This is a genomic window from Asaia spathodeae NBRC 105894 (assembly GCF_025994195.1).
GTDB lineage: Bacteria > Pseudomonadota > Alphaproteobacteria > Acetobacterales > Acetobacteraceae > Asaia > Asaia siamensis.
Genome location: NZ_BAPY01000074.1, coordinates 1 through 19918, shown reverse-complemented (window position 1 = coordinate 19918; position 19918 = coordinate 1). Strand labels below are relative to the sequence as shown.

18 protein-coding genes and 1 tRNA gene are annotated in these 19918 nt (G+C 59.2%); 5 read left to right on the top strand and 14 right to left on the bottom strand.

The window, feature by feature from the left end; translation table 11 throughout:
• Positions 1-13: 13 nt before the first annotated feature.
• Positions 14-1270, top strand: coding sequence for a phosphoribosylamine--glycine ligase (gene purD / locus AA105894_RS15220; protein ID WP_267312483.1), 1257 nt, complete (start codon positions 14-16; stop codon positions 1268-1270).
• Between the two features lie 279 nt (positions 1271-1549).
• Here purD and AA105894_RS15215 read toward each other — a convergent pair whose 3' ends face one another.
• Positions 1550-1915, bottom strand: a complete 366-nt coding sequence (locus AA105894_RS15215) for a hypothetical protein (protein WP_267312482.1) — start codon at positions 1913-1915, stop codon at positions 1550-1552.
• 235 nt (positions 1916-2150) lie between these two features.
• On the opposite strand from AA105894_RS15215, the gene AA105894_RS15210 reads away from it, so the two are divergent.
• Complete coding sequence (locus tag AA105894_RS15210; RefSeq protein WP_267312481.1) at positions 2151-3332, top strand: acyltransferase family protein; 1182 nt, start codon at positions 2151-2153, stop codon at positions 3330-3332.
• 10 nt (positions 3333-3342) lie between these two features.
• Here the strand turns inward: AA105894_RS15210 and AA105894_RS15205 are convergent, their stop codons facing one another.
• From AA105894_RS15205 to polA, 3 genes are read right to left on the bottom strand one after another with little or no spacing between them, the layout of a single operon-like run.
• The gene (locus AA105894_RS15205) at positions 3343-5043 is read right to left on the bottom strand and encodes an ABC transporter substrate-binding protein (protein ID WP_267312480.1); all 1701 of its coding nucleotides are present in this window, start codon (positions 5041-5043) and stop codon (positions 3343-3345) included.
• On the bottom strand, positions 5044-5670 hold the full coding sequence (locus tag AA105894_RS15200; protein ID WP_188426000.1) for an SCO family protein: 627 nt from the start codon (positions 5668-5670) through the stop codon (positions 5044-5046).
• 3 nt (positions 5671-5673) lie between these two features.
• Positions 5674-8409: a DNA polymerase I gene (gene polA, locus AA105894_RS15195; protein ID WP_267312479.1), complete on the bottom strand. Its 2736-nt coding sequence runs from the start codon at positions 8407-8409 to the stop codon at positions 5674-5676.
• Between the two features lie 190 nt (positions 8410-8599).
• On the opposite strand from polA, the gene AA105894_RS15190 reads away from it, so the two are divergent.
• Both AA105894_RS15190 and AA105894_RS15185 read left to right on the top strand, forming a co-directional pair.
• A complete protein-coding gene (locus tag AA105894_RS15190) occupies positions 8600-9583 on the top strand; it encodes a lysophospholipase (RefSeq protein ID WP_267312478.1) in 984 nt (327 codons plus the stop codon).
• 136 nt (positions 9584-9719) lie between these two features.
• Positions 9720-9796 (top strand) — tRNA-Arg (locus tag AA105894_RS15185).
• A 196-nt stretch (positions 9797-9992) separates the two neighbouring features.
• On the opposite strand, the gene AA105894_RS15180 is transcribed toward AA105894_RS15185, so the two are convergent.
• The 10 genes from AA105894_RS15180 to AA105894_RS15140 form a co-directional block, all read right to left on the bottom strand.
• On the bottom strand, positions 9993-10367 hold the full coding sequence (locus tag AA105894_RS15180; RefSeq protein ID WP_188426003.1) for a GlcG/HbpS family heme-binding protein: 375 nt from the start codon (positions 10365-10367) through the stop codon (positions 9993-9995).
• Between the two features lie 101 nt (positions 10368-10468).
• Positions 10469-10678, bottom strand: a complete 210-nt coding sequence (locus AA105894_RS15175) for a hypothetical protein (RefSeq protein WP_267312477.1) — start codon at positions 10676-10678, stop codon at positions 10469-10471.
• A gap of 562 nt (positions 10679-11240) precedes the next feature.
• Positions 11241-12224, bottom strand: coding sequence for a Csu type fimbrial protein (locus AA105894_RS15170; protein ID WP_267312476.1), 984 nt, complete (start codon positions 12222-12224; stop codon positions 11241-11243).
• Positions 12206-12397 carry a hypothetical protein gene (locus tag AA105894_RS16055; RefSeq protein WP_373316790.1) on the bottom strand — a complete coding sequence of 64 codons (192 nt, stop codon included), beginning with the start codon at positions 12395-12397 and terminating at the stop codon, positions 12206-12208. The genes AA105894_RS15170 and AA105894_RS16055 overlap by 19 nt, the downstream gene beginning before the upstream one ends.
• Positions 12334-14496: a fimbria/pilus outer membrane usher protein gene (locus AA105894_RS15165; RefSeq protein WP_267312475.1), complete on the bottom strand. Its 2163-nt coding sequence runs from the start codon at positions 14494-14496 to the stop codon at positions 12334-12336. Before AA105894_RS15165 ends, AA105894_RS16055 begins: the two co-directional genes overlap by 64 nt.
• Positions 14497-14641: 145 nt before the next feature.
• Positions 14642-15367, bottom strand: coding sequence for a fimbrial biogenesis chaperone (locus AA105894_RS15160; RefSeq protein ID WP_267312474.1), 726 nt, complete (start codon positions 15365-15367; stop codon positions 14642-14644).
• 29 nt (positions 15368-15396) lie between these two features.
• Positions 15397-15888: a Csu type fimbrial protein gene (locus AA105894_RS15155; RefSeq protein ID WP_267312473.1), complete on the bottom strand. Its 492-nt coding sequence runs from the start codon at positions 15886-15888 to the stop codon at positions 15397-15399.
• A gap of 39 nt (positions 15889-15927) precedes the next feature.
• Positions 15928-16545, bottom strand: a complete 618-nt coding sequence (locus AA105894_RS15150; RefSeq protein WP_267312472.1) for a Csu type fimbrial protein — start codon at positions 16543-16545, stop codon at positions 15928-15930.
• A 367-nt stretch (positions 16546-16912) separates the two neighbouring features.
• Complete coding sequence (locus tag AA105894_RS15145; RefSeq protein WP_267312471.1) at positions 16913-17227, bottom strand: DMT family transporter; 315 nt, start codon at positions 17225-17227, stop codon at positions 16913-16915.
• A gap of 345 nt (positions 17228-17572) precedes the next feature.
• Positions 17573-19063, bottom strand: coding sequence for a glycoside hydrolase family 32 protein (locus AA105894_RS15140; protein WP_267312586.1), 1491 nt, complete (start codon positions 19061-19063; stop codon positions 17573-17575).
• A gap of 251 nt (positions 19064-19314) precedes the next feature.
• Here AA105894_RS15140 and AA105894_RS15135 point away from each other — a divergent pair, with 251 nt between their 5' ends.
• The gene (locus tag AA105894_RS15135; protein WP_267312470.1) at positions 19315-19854 is read left to right on the top strand and encodes a hypothetical protein; all 540 of its coding nucleotides are present in this window, start codon (positions 19315-19317) and stop codon (positions 19852-19854) included.
• Positions 19855-19918 lie beyond the last annotated feature (64 nt).

The window sequence follows — 19918 nt, the reverse complement described above, 5'->3', positions numbered from 1 at the left end:
AGGAAGAATGACGATGCGGGTGTTACTTGTCGGATCAGGCGGACGCGAACATGCTCTGGCGGCCTGCCTCTCCCGCTCTCCCGAGCTTGAGGCGCTGTTCATCGCCCCCGGTAATCCGGGCATGGCGCCCCTCGGTACGCTGGTGCCGATTGCCGCCGATGATGTCGCGGCCCTCGTCGCCTTTGCAAAAGAGCAGCGAATCGATCTCGTCGTGCCCGGCCCGGAAGCGCCGCTCGTCGCCGGGCTGACCGATCTTTGCATCGAATCAGGTATTGCCTGCGCTGGCCCGAGCCAGGCTGCCAGTGCGCTTGAAGGCAGCAAGAGCTTTACCAAGGATGTTGCCGACGCCGCGGGCATCCCGACCGCGCGCTGGGAACGGTTTGAGGAAGCCGAGCCTGCCCTCGCTTTCGTTCGACGCCGCGGTGCGCCCATCGTGATCAAGGCCGATGGTCTGGCTGCGGGCAAAGGGGTGATTGTGGCCCAGACGCTCGAAGAGGCCGAGGCTGCGATCATTGATATTCTGACCGATCGCAGCTTTGGCGAAGCTGGCGCGAGCATCGTGATCGAGGAATGTCTTGTCGGTCAGGAAGTCTCGCTCTTCGCGTTCTGCTCGGATAGCGAGGCCGTGCTGATCGGTGCGGCGCGCGATCACAAGCGTATCGGTGAAGGAGATACCGGGCCGAATACCGGAGGTATGGGCGCGATTTCGCCGCCGCCGCATTTCGACCGCGAGGCGCAGGAACAGGCGCTCGATATCATGGTACGCCCGATGCTGGCCGAGATGGTCCGTCGCGGCACGCCATTTCGCGGAATCATTTTTGCCGGGCTGATGCTGACCGACGCAGGTCCGAAGCTGATCGAATATAATGTGCGTTTCGGCGATCCAGAGGCGCAAGCGCTGCTGATCCGCCTCGACTCCGACCTTCTGCCGGTTCTCAAGGCGCTAGCCGAAGGACGGCTCGATAATGCGTCGATCCGCTTTACCGACGAGGCCTCGATATCGATCGTTCTTGCCGCACGCGGCTATCCGGGCACACCGGTCAAGGGCGGCGCCATTCGGGGCATCGAGCGCGCCGAAGCCGTGCCCGGCGTCTCGGTCTTTCAGGCAGGCACAGCCTTGCGCGACGGCGTGCTCGTCGCCTCTGGCGGACGCGTTCTGACCGTATGCGCGAAGGCCGAAACCGCAGTACAGGCCCGCGCGCGTGCCTATGAAGGCGTTGCGGCTATCGAATGGGAAGACGGTATTTTCAGGCGCGATATCGGCCTCTGATCTTAGGCCAACAACCAAAAGCCGCGCCTGTGGCAGGACAGGCGCGGCAAAGGCACTCTCTTGTCAGGATCGCCCGCAGGAAAACGAGCGCGCCAGTTATTTGGACAATGCCCTGGGGCTCAGATTGCGACGAGTCCATTTGACTTTCTTTCTCAGGCGACGTGTCCGCATGTGACTTCTCCTCAGAGGGGTTGTTCTCGCCTCACAATCAGCGGGAACCTGCTTGAATGGTCCGACAAGTTCAGGCCGCTCGAGGTTTTCTTACGGCCCGGCAAGGCGTTAATGCATGGTCACGCGAAGGGGGGCGTGATCTCCAAGAATTTTCCTGATCCGGCTTTCTGTCAGCGTCGAAACGGCAATCGTCACGACCATTGGTTCGTTGCGGCTCTGGCTCTCACGGTAGAGCGCTGCCTGCTGTCGACGAAGCGCTGCCGGTGGGGGGTGGTCATTGATAAGCCATGCCCAAGTCCCGAAAGGTCGATGGACCTCGTTTTCGAGCCTTATGGCAGAATCCGGTTCGACCCCCATGGCCAGCCGGTATTGATGAATTGATTCTGACGGAATGTCGCACACCAGAAGGTCATCGACAGCGATCTGGGCATGACGGGCGGTGTCGAACACCGCCATGAGCGTTGGCTGCATCATCCTGTTCTCCATGTCGTCGCTATGGAATCGACGACATCATCACAGTAACACCACGTCTGTTATATAAATCATTTTTCACGTTGTTTTGATGTTACTAAAAACAGATTCACCTTCCAGTGCTCATGCGTCCCCGTGCCCCCTCCTGACGACGGATGATGTGCCGCCCAGCCATGCTGAAGCCATGATTGCGCGCAAGAAATGACTGGTTCTTTCCGGTCAAGGCACCTGCATTTCCATGAGTTCCAGTATTGTTGCCACTGGTCGCGATGCGCCAAGCAAAGTCATCCGGCGCAATGACGGTATCGATTGTCTGCGCGGCATGGCCATTCTTCTGGTGGTGATTCACCATCTGGCACTGCGTTTTCCGTTGTATCACACCGATCTGTCTCGTGTTCTGCCCGAGCGTTTCCTCCGGGCGCTTACCTGGGATGGACCCAAAGGGGTGACGGTGTTTTTCGTCATCTCCGGTTTTCTCATTACGCGCAGCATGATGTTGCGCTGGGGAGGCCCAGCGCGCCTCGATCTGGCGAGCTTCATGTGCCGTCGCGCCGCACGAATTCTGCCCTGCCTGCTTGGGTTGATCATAATTGCCTCCCTTCTGTGGGAGCTGGGCGTGCCGGGCTTTACACCGCAAACGCCAGAGCAGAGGCTTCCTGCTGCCCTCATATCTGCGCTGTTCATGCATCTGAATGTCTATGAGGCCAAGCTGGGCTATCTGCCGGCATGCTGGGACGTGCTCTGGTCGCTTTCGGTAGAGGAAGCCTTTTATGTCGTGTTTCCGCTTCTCTGCCTTGCGTTGGGCAGGCAACGCCACAGTCTGCTGCTCTGCGCCATTGCGCTCGCGCTCGCTGCCCCCTGGTGCGACTGGTCTTTGCGCAACGCATCCGAAATCTGGCAGGAAAAAGCCTATGGGCCGGGTGTCTGTGCCATTGCAACAGGCATCGTTGCAGCCCTTCTCCTGCACCATGCGCCGCGCAATGAGCACGGCCTCCTCACGGCTCTGGCCGGATGGGCCGGGCTGGCAGGAATAACTGCCTATCTGTTCTGGGGCGGGCTGATCTGGCCAGTTCTTTCCTGGGGAACAGCGCTTTTCTTCAACAGCGCCATCGCCCTTGCCGTCTGGGCTTTTGCCCGTGGCTGGGGCGCCCGGACAACGCAAAAGGGGACGCTGTGGTTACGTCGCTGGGGGCAACGCAGCTATGAGATCTACCTGACCCATATGTTTGTCATTTTGCCGGTTGTGGGGATGGCGCATGGTCTGGCGCTATCCGCCCGCTGGGGCTGGGTGCTGTTCCTGCCGGCTCTGCTTATGGCTTTCGCGCTGGGCAGCATTGTCGAGCGCGTCTATTCGCGTTCGCTCGACCAGCTGCTGCTCGCTGGTTTCGCCCGGTGGCGCGCCTCTCCTGCGGGGTCTTGAAGCGGCTTTTTCATCGCACCCAGATCTGTGAGAGCAGCATGTGGTTGAGCAGCGAATAATGGTAATTGCCGAGGCGCCTCGAAACGAAATCGACATAGCGCATCTGGATGAGCGGAACGAGCGCGCTCTGGTCCATCGCCATGATTCCAGCCTGCTCCCACAGTGATCTGGTCAGTTCAGGATCGAGGCTTTTGCGCGCGCGCTCCATCAGCGATTGCAGAGGCGGGTAGCAGAAGCCGCTGGCATTGGTCGCGCTTTCGGTGTGCGGCCGGGCATTGTCACAGCCCAAAAGCGCGTCGAGAAAGGTCGAGGGCGACGGATAATCGGCGTACCAATAGGCCAGACTGATCTGGACATGATTATCCGAATTGCGCGCATAGCCTTCTGCCGTTTCCGGCGTCATGGGCCTTACGCTCGCGACAAAGCCAAGGCTCTGCAGCATGTTGCGCAGATAGACCCCCATACCCAGACCGATTGCCTGATTGGGCACGATCAGCGTGACGCGCCGCCCCGCCTGACCGCTCTTGCGAATGAGTGCGCGGGCACGATCCATGTCGGGCCCTTGCCACGCGCCTGACGGATCTATCTGACCGAACCGACAGGGAATATCCGCGCCCGCGATACCATGCGACACGATCTGGCAGAGCGGCTCGGCAATTGCACTGCCGCCATAGAGAATGGCCATGGCATGGCGATCGACCGCATGATTGATCGCCTGCCGCACCTCCAGTGAGTCAAAAGGGGCTTCATGCACATTGAGCGCGAGATAATAGAGACCGAGCAGTGGTTGCAGATGCACCTGATCGGTATAGCGCGCGCCAAGTTCGCCCAGCCTGTCCTGAGGTTTGGCATCGAGCATGGAATCATATTGCCCCTGCTCGACCGCGGTGACCTCTGCCTCGTCTGACAGACCGAAATCATAGACCACGCGATCGACATAACCCTCGCTCTGGGCCTGAGGATTCCACACATGGAAATGCGGATTGCGCTCGATCACGAGTTGGTGCGACGGATCGTACTGCGTGATGCGATAGGGGCCAGTACCCGGCAAGGGCGTAAGGGCTGACTCGGTTGATGGGGACCCTGCGGGCAGAATGACCGCATGGGGAAAAGCGAGTTTTTGCAGAAACTCACCATCGGGCGTGCTGAGACGGATCGTGATGCGGCGTGTCGCCGCATCGGCACTGACCCCTTCGAGCGCGCAATGGGCCGGATCGGTCAGGCAGGCCTTGGCGCCGATGATCGCGCCATAAAACGAAGACGCTGTCGGGCTGCCAACGCGATAGAGGCGTTTGAGTGATGCGACGACATCATCGACCGTGACGGGCGCACCATTGGAAAAACGCAGCCCTTCACGCAGGGTAAACACCCAGACCAGCCCGTCGGCGCTGACTTCCGGCAGGGCCTCCGCCAGATCGGGCACGACCTCGAGCCCCTTCGCGCCATCGGCCTGGCGATAGGTCACCAGCCCGTCATACATATTCACGAAAAGCTGGATATATTCGCTGGTATAATTGATCTGTGGGTCAAGCGTGCCCCCGGACGCATCGGCGGTCAGATGCAAAGTGCCGCCACGATGCGGGCTGCCAGTCGTGCGCCCGTTCGCCGGGTCAGGCTCGGCGAGCGCATTTCCGGCAGAGACAACCGACAGCGAGGCGGCGAGAAAAACCGCGCCGCTTCTGCCTGAAAACCGGAAACGCCGCGCGCTCATTCAGCCACGATGCGCGAACTGATGAATGCCTGTCACGAGCGCCTCTGTGCCCGCCGTAGACTCAATGGTCCCGGCATAACGCCCCTGAGGGTCCATTATCACGATACGCGGGGCGGGCACGTGATAGCTTGTACCGTCATCGCCTTTCACGAGCTCATTGGGGGCGTGGAATTCTTTCGCCACCTGTTCGATCATGCTCGGTGAGCCCGTAAGCGGCACCACATGATCACCCAGCGTCAGGGCATATTTCTTGAGTTCTTCAGACTCGTCATGCAGCGGGTCTAGTGTGATCGCCAGAGGAGCCGTCTTGATCCCCTCGCTCGCCAGCGCCTTCTTGGCATCGCTCATGGATTTCAGCACGGGGCCGCAGAGTGTCTTCGGGCAATGCGTGTCGAAAAACCAGACCATGACCCAGCTTCCCCTGAAGTCGCCTTCGGTGACGTTGCCCTCACCCAGGGCCACGAGGCGATAACTGCCACCGATCTCATTGCCCTGCGTCGAGACGCTTCCCCCGAATTTGACGGAGAGACGATAGCCGCTCCAGCTCAGGGCAGCCGCGAGAATGAGAACGACAACGGCAATGCGCGGGGCAGTCCATCTCGTACGGGAAGTTTTGCTGTTGTTCATTGTTTAATGTGCTTCCGCCCAGTTTGCGCCAATACCTGTTTCCACAACCAGCGGCACACTCAGTGTCGCGGCCTGTTCCATTTCGGTGCGTACGAATTCTGCCAGAGCTTCGGCCTGATCGGCACGGACCTCGAACAGCAACTCGTCATGCACCTGGAGCAGCATTCTGGCGTCCAGCCCAGTCTGTGGCAAGCGCGCGCCCAGGCGCACCATGGCGCGTTTGATGATATCGGCCGCCCCGCCCTGAAGCGGCGCGTTGATGGCCTGACGCTCGGCATAGCCGCGTCGGGCGCCATTCTTCTCGTTGATGCCGGGCACGTAGCAGCGGCGCCCCAACGGTGTTGTGACATAGCCGTCGCGCTTGGCGTCGTCCTTGGTGCGGTCCATGTAGTCACGGATACCGGGATAACGGGCGAAATAGGCGTCGATGTAACGACGGGCCTCTCCAGCCGGAATGCCGAGCTGACGCGCCAGACCGAAAGCGGAAATGCCATAGATGATGCCGAAATTGATGGCCTTTGCGCGGCGACGGGTCAGCGGGTCCATGCCTTCAAGCGGCAGATTGAATACTTCTGATGCCGTACGGGCATGAATATCCTGCCCCAGCGTGAAGGCTTCCTTCAGCGGGCCGATATCGGCCACCTCGGCGAGCAGGCGCAGCTCGATCTGGGAGTAATCGGCAGAGACCAGCACATAGCCTTCCTCGGCAATGAAGGCGCGGCGGATGCGGCCACCTTCCTCGGTGCGGATGGGGATATTCTGCAGATTGGGGTCGTTCGATGACAGGCGCCCGGTCGTGGTGATGGCCATCTGAAACGAGGTATGAACGCGATGGGTGCGCGCATCCATCTGCTGCACCAGCGCATCGGCATAGGTCGATTTCAGCTTAGCCAGCTGACGCCAGGACAGAATGCGTGCAGGCAGATCGTGCCCGGCATCGGCAAGCTCCTGCAACACGGAGGAATCCGTACCCCAGGCACCGGCCTTGGTGCGCTTGCCGCCCGGCAGATTCATCTCGTCGAACAGGATTTCACCAAGCTGCTTGGGCGAACCGAGATTGAAGCTGCGCCCGGCAAGCTGATGGATCTCGATTTCCATCTCGGCCATGCGGCTGCCGAAATCCGCCGACATGCGGCGCAGTTCGGCGGCATCGAGCTTCACACCTGCCTGCTCCATCTCTTTCAGGATCGCGATAAGCGGGCGCTCCATCGTCTCATACAGCGCCAGAGCCTGACGCTCACGCAAGGCCGGTTTGAGCGCGAGCCACAGGCGCAGCGTCACATCGGCATCTTCGGCTGCATATTCCGTGGCGCGGGCAATCGGCACCTGGGCGAAAGGCACGCGATTGCGTCCTGTGCCCGTCACGCTGTCATAGGAGATCGGGTCATGCGCCAGATGCAGCCGCGACAGCTCATCCATGCCCTGACCGTGTTCCCCTGCCGACTGGGCATAGGAAATAAGCATCGTGTCATCGACAGGGGTGATGGTGTCGATGCCTGCATGAGCCAGAACAAGCAGGTCGTATTTGGCGTTCTGGAAGATCTTCAGCACCGATTCATCAGCCAGAAGAGGACGCAGGGCATCAAGGACCGCTTCCACTCCAAGCTGCCCGCCAGCAGGATGCTCCAGCGTGCCCTCATGGCGCAGCGGCACATAGGCCGCCTCGCCCGGTGCCGTTGCCAGAGAAAGACCAATCAGCGTGGCCTGACGGGCATTCAGACTGTCCGTTTCGGTATCGAACGCGAAATAGCCGGTCTTGCGCGCACGCGCGATCCAGGTTTCGAGCGTTTCGAGAGACTGGATGGTCTCATAGGGGCCATAGGGCTTGTCACCCTCAGCCACCGGCTCTGGCGCGGCCTGGGCACGCGGTGTGGCGAGCGCCCCGAGACCCATGCGCTGGATAACCGAATGGAACCCCATCTTTTCTAGGAAATCGCGCAGCACCGCGCCTTCAGGCTCACGGCACCCGAGAGCCTCGACCGGCTCTGGCAGCGGGACATCACGCGCGAGGGTGACCAGTTTGAGCGAGATACGGGCAGCCTCGGCATGATCGATGAGCGATTGCTGGCGCTTGGATTTTTTCATGGTCGGCGCAGCAGCCAGAATGGCTTCGAGATCGCCGAATTCCTGAACGAGTTGCGCAGCTCCCTTTGGGCCGATTCCGGGTACCCCAGGCACGTTATCGGTGGGGTCGCCCATAAGCGCCTGGACATCGATCACACGATCAGGCGCCACGCCGAACTTGGCCTCAACCTCTTCTGACCTGATCGGCTTCTGCTTGATCGGATCGAGCAGGGACACACGCTCCGTCACGAGCTGCATCAGATCCTTGTCTGACGACACGATGGTGCAGCGCCCGCCTGTTTTTTCGATGATGTCGGCATAGGACGCAATCAGGTCATCGGCTTCGAAACCCGGCAATTCGATCATGGGCACGTTGAACGCTTTTGTCGCGTCGCGAATGAGCGAAAACTGCGGGCGCAGGTCTTCGGGCGCCTCGGGGCGGTGAGCCTTGTATTGCGGATAGATCTCGTTGCGGAAGGTATGACGCCCTGCATCGAAAATCACGGCCAGATGCGTGCCGACATGATCGCGCAGCAGGCGCTGGAGCATGTTGGTGAAGCCGAACACTGCATTGACCGGCACGCCTTCAGGGCTGCTCATGGGGGGCAGCGCATGAAAGGCACGGAAAATGAAGCCCGAGCCATCGACGAGAACGAGATGGGGCGTAGTGCTCATGCGGCAACCGATCGGAATGAGGTCAACAAAAAGCGCGTCTCCTGAATGGGTCTGGCCTGAAAGCAGTCTTTGTCACCGCGCTCTGGCCAGCGCGCCCGGAGGACGCAATACTCTGCCGATGATACGAGAGTTCCGTCCGCATTCAAACCGCTGCCGCGCATTCAGGCCCAGTTCATGGCGCAGCTTCGCGATGGTTTTCGGTCTGTCGCTGCTCGTCGCTTGCGCCTCTCCCGGACCGGCGAGGGCACCGCAGCCCCGCTTGCAAGAAGCAGCGCTCATTCCTGCCACGCTGCATCTTGCCCTTTCTGACGGGGATAGCGCGCCCATGCGTGTCTGGCCCGCAATCGGTCGGCACCGCGCCATCATTCTGGCCCTGCATGGTTTTGGCGATAGTCGCGACGCCTGGGAATTTTCGGCCCCCCAGCTGGCTGCTGCGGGCATAGAAACCATGGCTCCCGATCTGCGCGGCTTTGGCGAAACGCGCAGCCGCGGCGCCTGGAGCAGCACGGCACGCATGGTGCAGGATGCTCGTGAAGAGGCGTTATGGGTGCATGCCCGAAACCCCGGCATCCCGCTTTACATCATGGGCGAGAGCATGGGGGGTGCCGTCGCGACCCTGCTGGCCACCGCCCCGCCACCAGACACGATCAGCGGTGTCATTCTGATCTCTCCCGCTATCTGGCGTTTCGATCCGCTTTCGCGGCTTGTGCTCGGCGGGCTGGATATCATCGCGCCCGACTGGATTTTCACCGGCGCTCATGTTCCGGGCGAGCATATCGCCACCAATAATCTGGCGGCCCTGAGGCGCCTCTATTTCGACCCGCTCACCATGCACGGCTTTCGGCTTGATACCTTGCGCGGCCTCGTGCAGCTGATGGCCAGCGGGCAGGACGCCGCCCCGCGCGTGCGCCTCCCCCTGCTCGTGCTTTATGGCGATCAGGACCAGATGATTCCTGCCCCGCCGATGGCCAATTTCTGGAAACAACTGCCGCATTCGGCCCGCCGCGATCTGATAGCGGGCGGGCATCATCTGCTTCTGCGCGACCGTAACGGGCGCAACGCCACGGGGGATATCGCGTCCTGGGTGCTGACACCCGACAGGCTTTTGCCTTCTGGCGGCGACGTGGCGGCAGCGGCATGGATGGCTGGCGATCCGGGACATTTCATGCCCTGACGCCCGGATATGCGGGACGCTGTCCCGCCCCCGTCGCAGGGCCGCCGCCCTCCGGAAACCCTTGAAGGGGAATATCGGCGATGCAGATTTTGGGACTGGCGCGTTTCCTGAATTCTGGCTATGAAGCGATCCAGCGGGACCCGTAGCTCAGCTGGATAGAGCGTCGCCCTCCGAAGGCGAAGGTCGAAGGTTCGAATCCTTTCGGGTCCGCCATTTCCTCGAAAATTCAGTGCCAGCTCTGACAGCGGCTTTCCGGGTGACTCTGCATCGTAAGCGAGACATGTCACCGGCAGCCTGCGGGGCGTTGGCACGCGCTGATTGTTGCTCTGCGCGGCTGGAAAGAACAGGCGAGAGGGGCAAGGCACCGCAAACTCCATGCCCGTTCTGCTCTGTCGGGAAGTAGTCGGAACTAGCGAACAGCCGCCTCAGCCAGTCGGGCATCCGTCTCGCCTTCGCCGCCGCTCAGGCCAAGAGCGCCAATGACAGCGCCGTTCAGGACAATCGGAACGCCGCCTCCTGCGGGGAGCATGTTCGGCAGGGTGGCGATCATTGTCTTGCCTGCATGAAGCGCGGTTTCCATGGCTTCGGTTGGGCGCAGGAACAAAGCAGAGGTTCTGGCCTTGAGCAGCGCCAGTTCGATGCTGCCAAGCTGGGTGCCGTCATCTTTCTTGAAAGCGACCAGATGGCCGGCTGCGTCGACAACCGCCACAGCGACAGGCACGCCACGCTCGCGGGCAAGATGAAGCGCCTTGTCGATATAGTCCAAAGCCAGGGTGAGCTGCATGGGGAAACCTCTCTCAGCAATGATCGCCAAGAGTATAACGCTGAAAATCCGAGCCGGGCGATTGGCGGGAGTTTAAAACTATTTATACGCCCCCAACCCGGTCAGTGATGAAGGAAACCCATACCCGTCTGAAGGGCCGTGCGGGCGATTTCAGGCCAGATGCTGCCACCGGAAGGGCCACCACTCGCCCTGCCCTGCTGCATCCTGTCACTCTGCCCCGATTCATCAGACGTTCCGTTGACGTCCATATCGGGCTGGGTGCGCTGCGCACAGCCCGGCAGGATGAGCGCCAGGCAAAGGCACAGCGACACGTAGCGGCTTCCTGAAGCACGAACCCGCAACCTCTTTCCACTAGCCATGTTCATCGTTCCCCCGGCCCTTCTCCTGGCGGGGGCGGCGGCGGACGGCAGCCATGGGGAGGTCTTCCATGAGGCCCTTCGCCAGGCGGTGGACCGCGTCTGTCATCACCATCCGGAGGAGGCCCGTCATATCCATTTCCCGGGGGTGGCGGAGGGCGATGCCCTCGCGGCGGCCGACGGCAGCGCTGGCTGGAATCCTCTCCGTCGGGCGATGCTCCGTCGACAGCGCCAGCGGAAGGGGCAGCAGCATAGACCTGCCCGTTATATACCGTACCGCTCTGCGCGCGGGCCGCTCCCGAGGGCAATGCCACGAAAAGCAGGGAGAGAGCGGACAAGGTCATCCGGCGTGTCATTGAATGGCGCAACCCCGTTCTGAAGTTTCCTACACCGCCCTATGACAGGCACGCTCGATCCGCACGAGGAACGAAGCGAAAGGGACTGTAACAAAGACCGCGCCAGCGTGTCGTATCGGAACAGGATGACGGATAAGGCCCCGCATCCGGGTCGGATTTTCTCAGAACTGGATATCGATCACGATTGTATCGCTATACGCGCCGGGTGCGGGCGTATCCTGCGTGGTCAGGATATGCGCCGTATAGCTGAAAATCTGCTGTGAAACGCCATCCAGCGCCGTTGCATTCGTATCGGCTGTCGCACTGGCCCGGCGCTGTGTACCCGTATCGCCCCAGCGCTCGGTTGTCGCTTTCTTGTAGATCTCATAGCGCAACCGCCCTCCGCTGCTGCTGCTCATGACCCGGCTGACGCTATCCCCCTGATTGCCGCCACTGAGACCGACCGTATAGCTCTGCCCCTTGCTGCACCCGACAGCGAGGGATTGATGCACATCCCTGAAAGCCGTCACGAGAGGGCCTGGGGCAAAAACAACGTTGGGTGCAGAAAGGCGACAATCGGCCGTCACGGTAAAGGTGAGCGCCAGCGTGACAGGAACAGGCGTATTCTGGATATCCTGGCCAATACACACGCCCAGCAGACCAAGACCCCAGCAGATATTCCACGTCCAGCCAATCGTGATCGAGCCGCGATAGACACCGGGGCTGACGTTATAACTGCCTGCCGGGATGCGTACGTAGAGCGGCAGGCTGCCATCGGCACCATTGAAAAATCCCAGAAGGCCGATGAGGGATGTCGCCCGCCAGAGAATGGACTGGCCAGCCGTGTAGGGCGTCGCACAATTTGCCGAATTGCAGAGCTGAACAGGCAATACATCGCCTGCTGCATTCCTCAGCGCCGTAATCGACTGGATCTGTGCGTTGACGCTTTGCGTATAGACCACCGTAAGCAGGGCCCCCGTGCAGATGAAACCTGACGGAATCTGGGTGGTATTGCCAGCCGCACCAAGCGAAAGGGACGAAAGCGACCCCATCGACGTGACGCTGGGCTGGGACACAAGGCATAGGGCACTCGCACGCCCTGTTGTCACACACACGACCAAAAACAGAAGGGCTGCGATCAGTGTTTTCATGGGGATTGTCGACATGTCAGATCACCAACTAGTCTCTGTCCGTTGGTCGCCGGAGGAAGGCGATCAATCACCGCAGAACACTGGATGCCTGACGGCAGGGTAGCAGAGAGACGTTGTGCCTTCGTCAATTCAGGAAGGTAAAGCATGCCACCCCAGCCGATATAGACGACATTCCCACCAGTGCGCACTGCAGTTCCCACCGGCAGAGATTTCCCTCCCTCATCGCGCAGATAGAGGATGGCCGGAGCAGCATGTCGCATAGGAAAATGCACGAGATAGCCGCTGCCATACTGAATGGCGACGCGCTGCTCGACCGCGCCGGCCTGCAGGTCGGATGGCAGAGACAGCGTATCGATCTCGTATTTTGCCGGGTAATAGGAGGTGGCATAGGGGATGAGCAGATGCCCCCCGCCCCTGTCTTGCCGATAATCTGGTTTTCATAACGGACAGGCACACCGGCAACACCATCGGTGCTGATGACAGCAAAGGCATCAGGCACGCGGTTTCCGGCAAAGACGGCCCCATCCATCGTCGCGATCGAGCCCTGAGCCTCCGCCCAGCGTATGGTTTTATTCAGCGGGCCGAAAACGCCTCCCTGCATTTGGATGACCCGACCTCGCCAGGTAACAGAAGCCTGCACGGAATCCGGTGTTTTTGCACCGGTCCGTTGGTAATTGGCCTCCCAGCCTATCCCGCCACCGGGCGATACGGAATGGCTGGCTGAAACCTGCTCGACACTGCTTCCATCGGCCTGACGGCTCCACCCGGCTGTCGCGGTGCCGAGACGACCGAAGGGAATCACCAGCTGCGCGTAGCCCGTCCACCCGTCACCATGGCCTGAACTGGTTCCGAGCTGACGATTGGCGAGCAGTGAAAGCGACAGACCACGCCATAGGGGAAGGGTATCGCCAATGGTGGCAAAGCGCGTGCGTCTGCCGGTTGCCGGCGTCACATCGAAATAGCCGAGGCTGACCGAACCGAGATGCGGGAGCGTCAGGCTGCCGCTGGCCTGGAGGCTTTGACGAGACAGCCTCACAAAGCCGGGTTCATAGGTAGAAAGATCTGCAAAACCTTTCGAACGCCATATCTTCTGGGCCGTAAGCGTCAGATATTTGCGTGTGTACTGATAGCCGATCACAGCCTGGCGCCCCTGGGTGGGAAGCCGCTCCTCTCCTGTCTGACTGAAATTCCGGGGGCGATAGCTGGTGGTGGCTGCGATATCGAAAAGGCCGAATTTCTGCCCCAGCTGAGTGAGCGCACCGAGGCCGCCCAAAGCCAGGTGCGGCGCAGCCTCGGCATGGGATTCGACCGTCAGCCACGGGAAGATGCCGCGACGATACGAAGCATCGATATTCAGCGGGCCATAATCGAAATCTGCCAGACCGTAACGCCGCCGCTGCGCACCAAGCGAGACCGTGTAGTCAGTATAACCCGGATGAAGCAGGGTGCTTGCGACGTAGAATGGCACACTGGCCTCTGTTCTGCGCCCCAGCACGTCGGTCGTGACAACCGTAGCCTCACCTGCCCCGTTGATCGAGGGAAAATTGGTCAGGCTGTAGGGGCCGGGCTGCAGGCTTTCATGCATCGTCTGAACGCCGTTGATGAGCAGATCGACGCTGGTCGGCACGGAGGCCTGCCCTGCAAATTGCGGCAGAGGATAGGTGATGATGTCGGGGCGCACCGCAAAATCGCGCGATATCTGCAGGCCGCCCAGCCTGACCGTGTTTGACCATGACAATGCCTTCGTCACCAGGTCGCCAGCCTGCGCGGTCAGAACATGCTTCTGGTCTGAGTAGCTCCAGCTGGTATCGTAGCGCTGATAAGGCTTTGACCTGACCGTAACGCGCGCGCCCCCTAGCTCACCTGTCTGGGCAACACCGGTCGTCGACAGGGTCCCAAACCGGCCGAACAGGCGCGCTTCGTTCCAGAGCGACAGGTTTGTCGTGTTTCCTGTCTGCGAGGCATAGGCGTCGTAATTGACGATAGCACCAAGACTGGCACGCGCTGTTTCTTTTGCGATCCTGCCGGATGACGCAATAACCTGCTTGGGCAGCCATGCAGGGGGCACATCGAGCAGAAGCTGCTGCGTTGCGCTTTCATAGCGGACACGCTCGATTTCCAGTCTGGAAAGCTCAACCAGTTCCGTCATATCTTGCGGAATATGCGTGCCCAGACCCAGCCTGCGCAGCGTGGTCGCCTGCATGAAAAAATGACCTTCACGCATGATGACCGGCTCGACATGCCCTGTATCAGCACCATTCAGGATGATTTCCAGATAGGTTGTCATGCCATTCGACAACATCGACGCGGTTGAGGATCGGGGCGGCGGTGGAAGGGCAGACCACGCATTGGTCGCGCCTGCTGCCTGAAAGGTGACTGCCCATAAAGCCGCCCATCGGAATGGCGGCCTGCATTCCGAATGATCGACCATCTTACTGGCTGAGAGGAATTGTCTCGGTCGTGGCCGCCCCGTTCAGAGCGGCCTGCAGCGGACCGTTCAGCCTACCCGTTGCGAGGGGCCACGCCATTTCGGAATGTGGCAAGACATAACCGAGAAGGCCGTTCGTAATGACGGCTCCACCAAGGCTGACCTTCGTAAGCCGCACATGCACTGACCCGGAATTCCGGACGGTGAGAAACGCCTTTCCACCACGCGTGACAACGCGCGCACTGAGTAAGTGCTGCATCGTCTGCGAGGCCATTTCGGCAGACGACTCCTGATCCGGGGAACCTGCTGACGCCTCCACGAAAAGCGGCACGGAATAACGGAGCTGGATACCGATCTGGGGCGCCCCGGTTGCTGAATGCGGGCGGGAGTCGGGGGGCGGAATTTCATCGATGATGACACGATACGCCTCTTCCCTGGCAGAGGGCGTTTTCGTTCCGCGCATCAATCGGATGAGTTGACGCGAACCGGGGGAAACCGTTGCCATTGGCGGACTGGCGATAATGTCAGTCTGATCGTCGAACTGGTCGCCATCGGCGCCTTGCGTCCAGCGAAAAACACGGATCTGCAACAGGACATCGTGGTGGTCGTTATTTTCCAGCCATAATGCGGTTGCAGGCGCATCATGCGCCATGACCGGGTTGACCGGCCAGATCGTGACTGACGAGGCCGCCTTACCATTGGTCGGCGTCATGATGACCGCCAGAGACAACAGGCATGCTCCAGATATGAGTCTTGTTTTTACCATTGTATCGTTACCGTTACCGTATCCAGATAGTCACCTGGAGGAAGCTTCCCGGTGGGTGTGGCCGCCCCATAAAGGATAATCGTCAGTGGTGAGGGCGATTTGCTGGTGTCCAGAGCCACAGCGTTGCCCGGCAGCATAGCGACGCTATGGCTGTCATCGCGATAAAGCGCATACGCGACATTCTCCGAGCCGCCTGATCGCAGCATGTTGCGTGTGCCGTCCCTGTAATGAAGGCCACCATCAACGCTCATCGACACGGCGACCCCTGGCGTGCAGGTCAGGGCCATCGCATCGGCAAGACGAAACTGCGCATAGGATTCCGAGACCGCCAGAGAGGGCGCCGACCCGAAATCGAGCGTACCGAGTGCTCCCTGAGCCGCTCCAGACAAAACCGCCGAGCCATTGACAGCACATCCGGCAATAATCTGGGCGCCTACCGTCATTGTCGCTGTGGTTGCGGCCCGGGCAGGCAAGACACATGCCATGAACAGACCGAGACAGATGACACCACGCCTCATCCCGCTTCAGAAAGAAAGCGTCACATTGATCGTGTCGCTATACTCCCCTGCCGGTAAAGTGCTTGCCTGCTTGCCGCCAAAGACGCGACCGTAGATGTTGGCTGTATAGGTAGTGCTGGCCGCTACGAGAGGCACAGGTGTATTGTTCTGCAATACCGTTGAGCGACCGGCATCCAGATAGAGATTATAGGGAATGGTGTTCACGCCGTTTGCGAGGGCATGGAGATAGCCTCCGCTGTTTTGCGGCATATCATGGCTCCCTCCCGTGACGGTCAATTGCGGGCTGATCCCAGGCGAGCACGTCATGGAGATGCCGCCCGCATTGCCGGAGAGAACCTGCGCATCTTTTGTGTCAAAGAGCGTCGTGTCACTGCCGAAATCGAGATTTCCGAAATTTGCCCCGCTCGCGAGTATGGTCTCACCAATACTGCAGGCCGCCGTCAGATTCATCGATACCTTGATCGTGCCTGTCATGCTGGTCTGTGCGTGGCTCGCCAGAGGATAGCAGAGGCTCGGCGTCAGGACTGAAAGGGTCAGGGATTTCCAGAGGACCGGCCAGGTGGCCAGGCGACGCAGTGCGGGACGGGCGGCTGGTTCGTAATCTGCCTGAGCACGCTGGGACATTTTTTCTCCACCGTCATGAAAGATCAGGCTCCATCATGACAGGCGACGATTAACAAACGTCCTATCGTCAATAACGAATCCGCTGCTCCCGGTTATCCCGGGAACAGAAAGACAAGCACCCGCAATTCAGAGCACGCATTTCTTTTCCACCGCACCGAATTCCCGTCAATGATTCGTTGTGTATCGTTACACACGTTAATGTGTATCGTTATTTACTGATAGTTAATGTTATAGTAGTTATTATTCGTTAATTCCCACATCCTTGGAAATAACAGTGCCAAATTCCCCCGGATCGCCAGAAAGATGCGGCATGACGCAAGCCGTTGAAACCTAGGACCGGCAAGGCAAGTTCCGGCGCTGACTGGCCTCAGCTTGCAAATTTCATCAGCGCTAGCCCCATGACAATCAGCAGGGCCGCCAGGCCTCGCGCAGGACTGAGCGCCTCGCCCAGAAAGGCAACACCAATCAGAAAGGCACCCAGGGCACCAATGCCGGTCCAGATCATATAGGCTGTGCCTAGCGGCAGGGTTTTCATAGCCCAGGCGAGAAGCGCCACACTAACAGCCATGCCTGATAGAGTCACCACGCTCGGGACAAGACGGGTAAATCCAGCCGACTGCTTCATGGCAGACGCCCAGACGATTTCACTCAAACCTGCAAGAAAAAGCACGACCCACGCCATGACGGCCTCCATAAATCGGGTTCCGCCGGGCCGTCCCGGTCTTGAAACTCCATTGGAGGCAGGAACGTCGTCTCTGCACGCCTGAGATAGCGCGTGAAGCTTCAGACTGCAATCGCCTGCCCTTTTGCTGAACGCAGATCGAGCAAGGATCGGTTTTTCTAACTACCCAGAAACAGGCACTGCGCGCGGTATAAGCCGCGTTAAATGGATACCTGCGCAAGCTGGTATGTCGCTTGGCGCTCTCCTTAGGAAAAGCTGACGCCCCTAAACGGCGCCAGCTCCCGGAACAGTTAGACGCTTACAGCGAGCGCCGCCTTATCGGTCAACCATATCGCAAGAGTACAGTTACAGCGTTTCCCGGCACATTGTCTTATCGAGCGTATAGAGCTCGAAATGGTCGATCGTGACACCAATTCCATCAGCCTTCAGTCGAAGCATGTCCAGTGGCTTGCCTGGATAGACGAGCGCCGTACCGGTTTCGAGATGCTCATTGGCATAGATCTCGAAAGCGCAGCCATCGAGAAAAAGATGCAGGTCGAGCATACGAGCATCTGGATAGAGCGCCGTGTTGATCGGCGTGGCAAAACGCCCGGTATAGAAAGGATGATCGAAGCCGCGCAGCTTGCTGCGATCAAGCCAGATCTGCGCACTGGGTACATCATAGCCCACAGAGAGTTTTTCACCCGCATCATTGGCGAAAGCTATCTCGAAGCGGTTGATCTCAGGACCGCTGATCGCAGGATCGGTCTGGTAAGACTCATCGACCTTGAGGCGAATTACCAGCTCGATGGCCCTGCCTGTGGGTAGCGAGATGTCACGATGCGCGCCCTTTGGCAGGTAGGCCGCTTTTTCGCACAGCAGCGTGCGACGCAGTTTCTCGATATTCATGGGCGTCTGGACCAGACGCGGGTAACCATTGGGGTCCTGACGGATCGACAGACGACGCGGCAGCGACATGGCACCGCGCCAGTCCTGCGTCGGCAGTTCCTGGCAGTATTGCCAATTGCCCATCCAGGCGAGAGTCACGGCCTCACCAGGCTGCAAGCCGCTATAGACCTGCATGGCGTAGGCGTCCTTCGCAAAATCGGTCATGCGCAGAATGGCATCCGAGGGGGTAAACACAGCGCCATCAAACTCACCGATGAAATACTGCGTGACGCTGCCACCCATCGGGCTGCCTGGATTGATCGAGACGAACAGTACCCAGCGCAATGCCCCATGCTCATCACAAATCTGGATGAGATTAGGGCATTCGTAATTGACAGCCGGCAGACCCGCCGGGCCGAAATTACTGAGATGCGTCCAGTGAATCAGATCGGTCGAGCCGTAAAAGCCGATCTGGTGTTTCTCGACCTCAGCAAGCGCCATGACCCATTTGCGCGTAGGCTCATGAAAGAAAACCTGTGGATCGCGAAAATTCGGGCTGCCGATATCCAGAACGGGGTTACCCTGATACTCTTCGAAGCTCTGACCGTTATTCGTACTGACCGCGAGATACTGGCTCTGCCTCGTCGGGAGAGAACGCGTGTAAAGCGCCGCGATATTTGTGCCATGGGCATTTGGGAAAAGCCCCGAGCTGTTGTCGCGATCCAGAACGGCACAGCCCGTATAGGCCTGGCCATCGATCGTAGCCGGCACGGCAATCGGCTGGTCTTTCCAGTTCAGCAAATCGGTGCTGATTGCATGGCCCCAGCAGATATTGGCCGAAAAGGCGGCATCGGGGTTGTGCTGATAATAGAGATGATAGTGCGCGCCATCGAAGATGAGGCCGTTGGGATCATTCATGAAGCCCGCTGGAGGGGTGAAATGGACTGAGGGCCGATACTGACGGCTCATCTTGGAGAAAACGCAGTCGTTCTTCTTTTCAGTCATTTTTTTCCAGAATTTTGTAGAAATTTTCTCGTCAAAATTGCTTCAATTTGTGTCAAAGCAATTATTGTATATTGGCAAAATGCCAAAATGTCAAGAATTTCTCAGAGCCTGCTTTTGTGGCGGGGAAAATCGCATTTCATTGAACCAGGAAATAGAAAATAATAATTAAATCCCTGGGACAATACTAAAATCAGCTCTTAAATTCCGAAGGTATGATGAAGAAAAAGAAAAACCCCATCAAAACATTCATCGGCAAGTTCATCCTGCTTGAAGCCATCGTGGCAGCCTTCATAAGCGGAACAAGCGAGCATTTTGATTTTCGCATCACACCGATCATCATCCTGTCGCCAGTTCTCGCCCTTACGTTGCTGTTGCTCCTGCGTCGATTCAATATTCTCTCAATGCGGGTCGTTTCGCTCGATAATCTGGCTTATTTCGTCACGCTTCCCCTTCTGCTTGCACGCGTCATCGGCCAGCTCATTAGCAGAGGTAATGCCTGGCTCTTGACAGCGCTTCACCCTGAAGATGCGCTCCAGATCCTGCAGTTAGGCCATGAAGTTGATCCCAGCCCCACGGTGAAACTTCTCTTTTTCCCTTTGACCGGGTCGATCGCCTGGATGGCCATGAGCTGGCGCCTGAACGGGACGAAACGCCAGGTTATATTCCTGCCCCTTCTCTGCCTCGTCGTGTCAGCCCTGTGTTTGTTCATCCCCTTGATGGGCGCGTTTATCGTGCTTTCCCCTCACCATCGCTGAACGCCCCTCTTTTTAGGCCTAGTGTTTTTCCGTCCGGGCAGCAGGCAGGTTTCCTTTCTCGATT

Excerpts from the sequence above, each read along its gene's own strand:
- polA (WP_267312479.1), bottom strand. The coding sequence starts at position 8,409 with ATGAGCACTACGCCCCATCTCGTTCTCGTCGATGGCTCGGGCTTCATT.
- AA105894_RS15145 (WP_267312471.1), bottom strand. The coding sequence starts at position 17,227 with ATGGCGTGGGTCGTGCTTTTTCTTGCAGGTTTGAGTGAAATCGTCTGG.
- AA105894_RS15190 (WP_267312478.1), top strand. The coding sequence starts at position 8,600 with ATGGTTTTCGGTCTGTCGCTGCTCGTCGCTTGCGCCTCTCCCGGACCG.
- AA105894_RS15135 (WP_267312470.1), top strand. The coding sequence starts at position 19,315 with ATGAAGAAAAAGAAAAACCCCATCAAAACATTCATCGGCAAGTTCATC.
- AA105894_RS15210 (WP_267312481.1), top strand. The coding sequence starts at position 2,151 with ATGAGTTCCAGTATTGTTGCCACTGGTCGCGATGCGCCAAGCAAAGTC.
- AA105894_RS15140 (WP_267312586.1), bottom strand. The coding sequence starts at position 19,063 with ATGAGCCGTCAGTATCGGCCCTCAGTCCATTTCACCCCTCCAGCGGGC.
- AA105894_RS15215 (WP_267312482.1), bottom strand. The coding sequence starts at position 1,915 with ATGATGCAGCCAACGCTCATGGCGGTGTTCGACACCGCCCGTCATGCC.
- AA105894_RS15180 (WP_188426003.1), bottom strand. The coding sequence starts at position 10,367 with ATGCAGCTCACCCTGGCTTTGGACTATATCGACAAGGCGCTTCATCTT.
- purD (WP_267312483.1), top strand. The coding sequence starts at position 14 with ATGCGGGTGTTACTTGTCGGATCAGGCGGACGCGAACATGCTCTGGCG.
- AA105894_RS15205 (WP_267312480.1), bottom strand. The coding sequence starts at position 5,043 with ATGAGCGCGCGGCGTTTCCGGTTTTCAGGCAGAAGCGGCGCGGTTTTT.
- AA105894_RS15165 (WP_267312475.1), bottom strand. The coding sequence starts at position 14,496 with ATGACAACCTATCTGGAAATCATCCTGAATGGTGCTGATACAGGGCAT.
- AA105894_RS15150 (WP_267312472.1), bottom strand. The coding sequence starts at position 16,545 with ATGTCCCAGCGTGCTCAGGCAGATTACGAACCAGCCGCCCGTCCCGCA.
- AA105894_RS15200 (WP_188426000.1), bottom strand. The coding sequence starts at position 5,670 with ATGAACAACAGCAAAACTTCCCGTACGAGATGGACTGCCCCGCGCATT.
- AA105894_RS15155 (WP_267312473.1), bottom strand. The coding sequence starts at position 15,888 with ATGGCATGTGTCTTGCCTGCCCGGGCCGCAACCACAGCGACAATGACG.
- AA105894_RS15170 (WP_267312476.1), bottom strand. The coding sequence starts at position 12,224 with ATGTCGACAATCCCCATGAAAACACTGATCGCAGCCCTTCTGTTTTTG.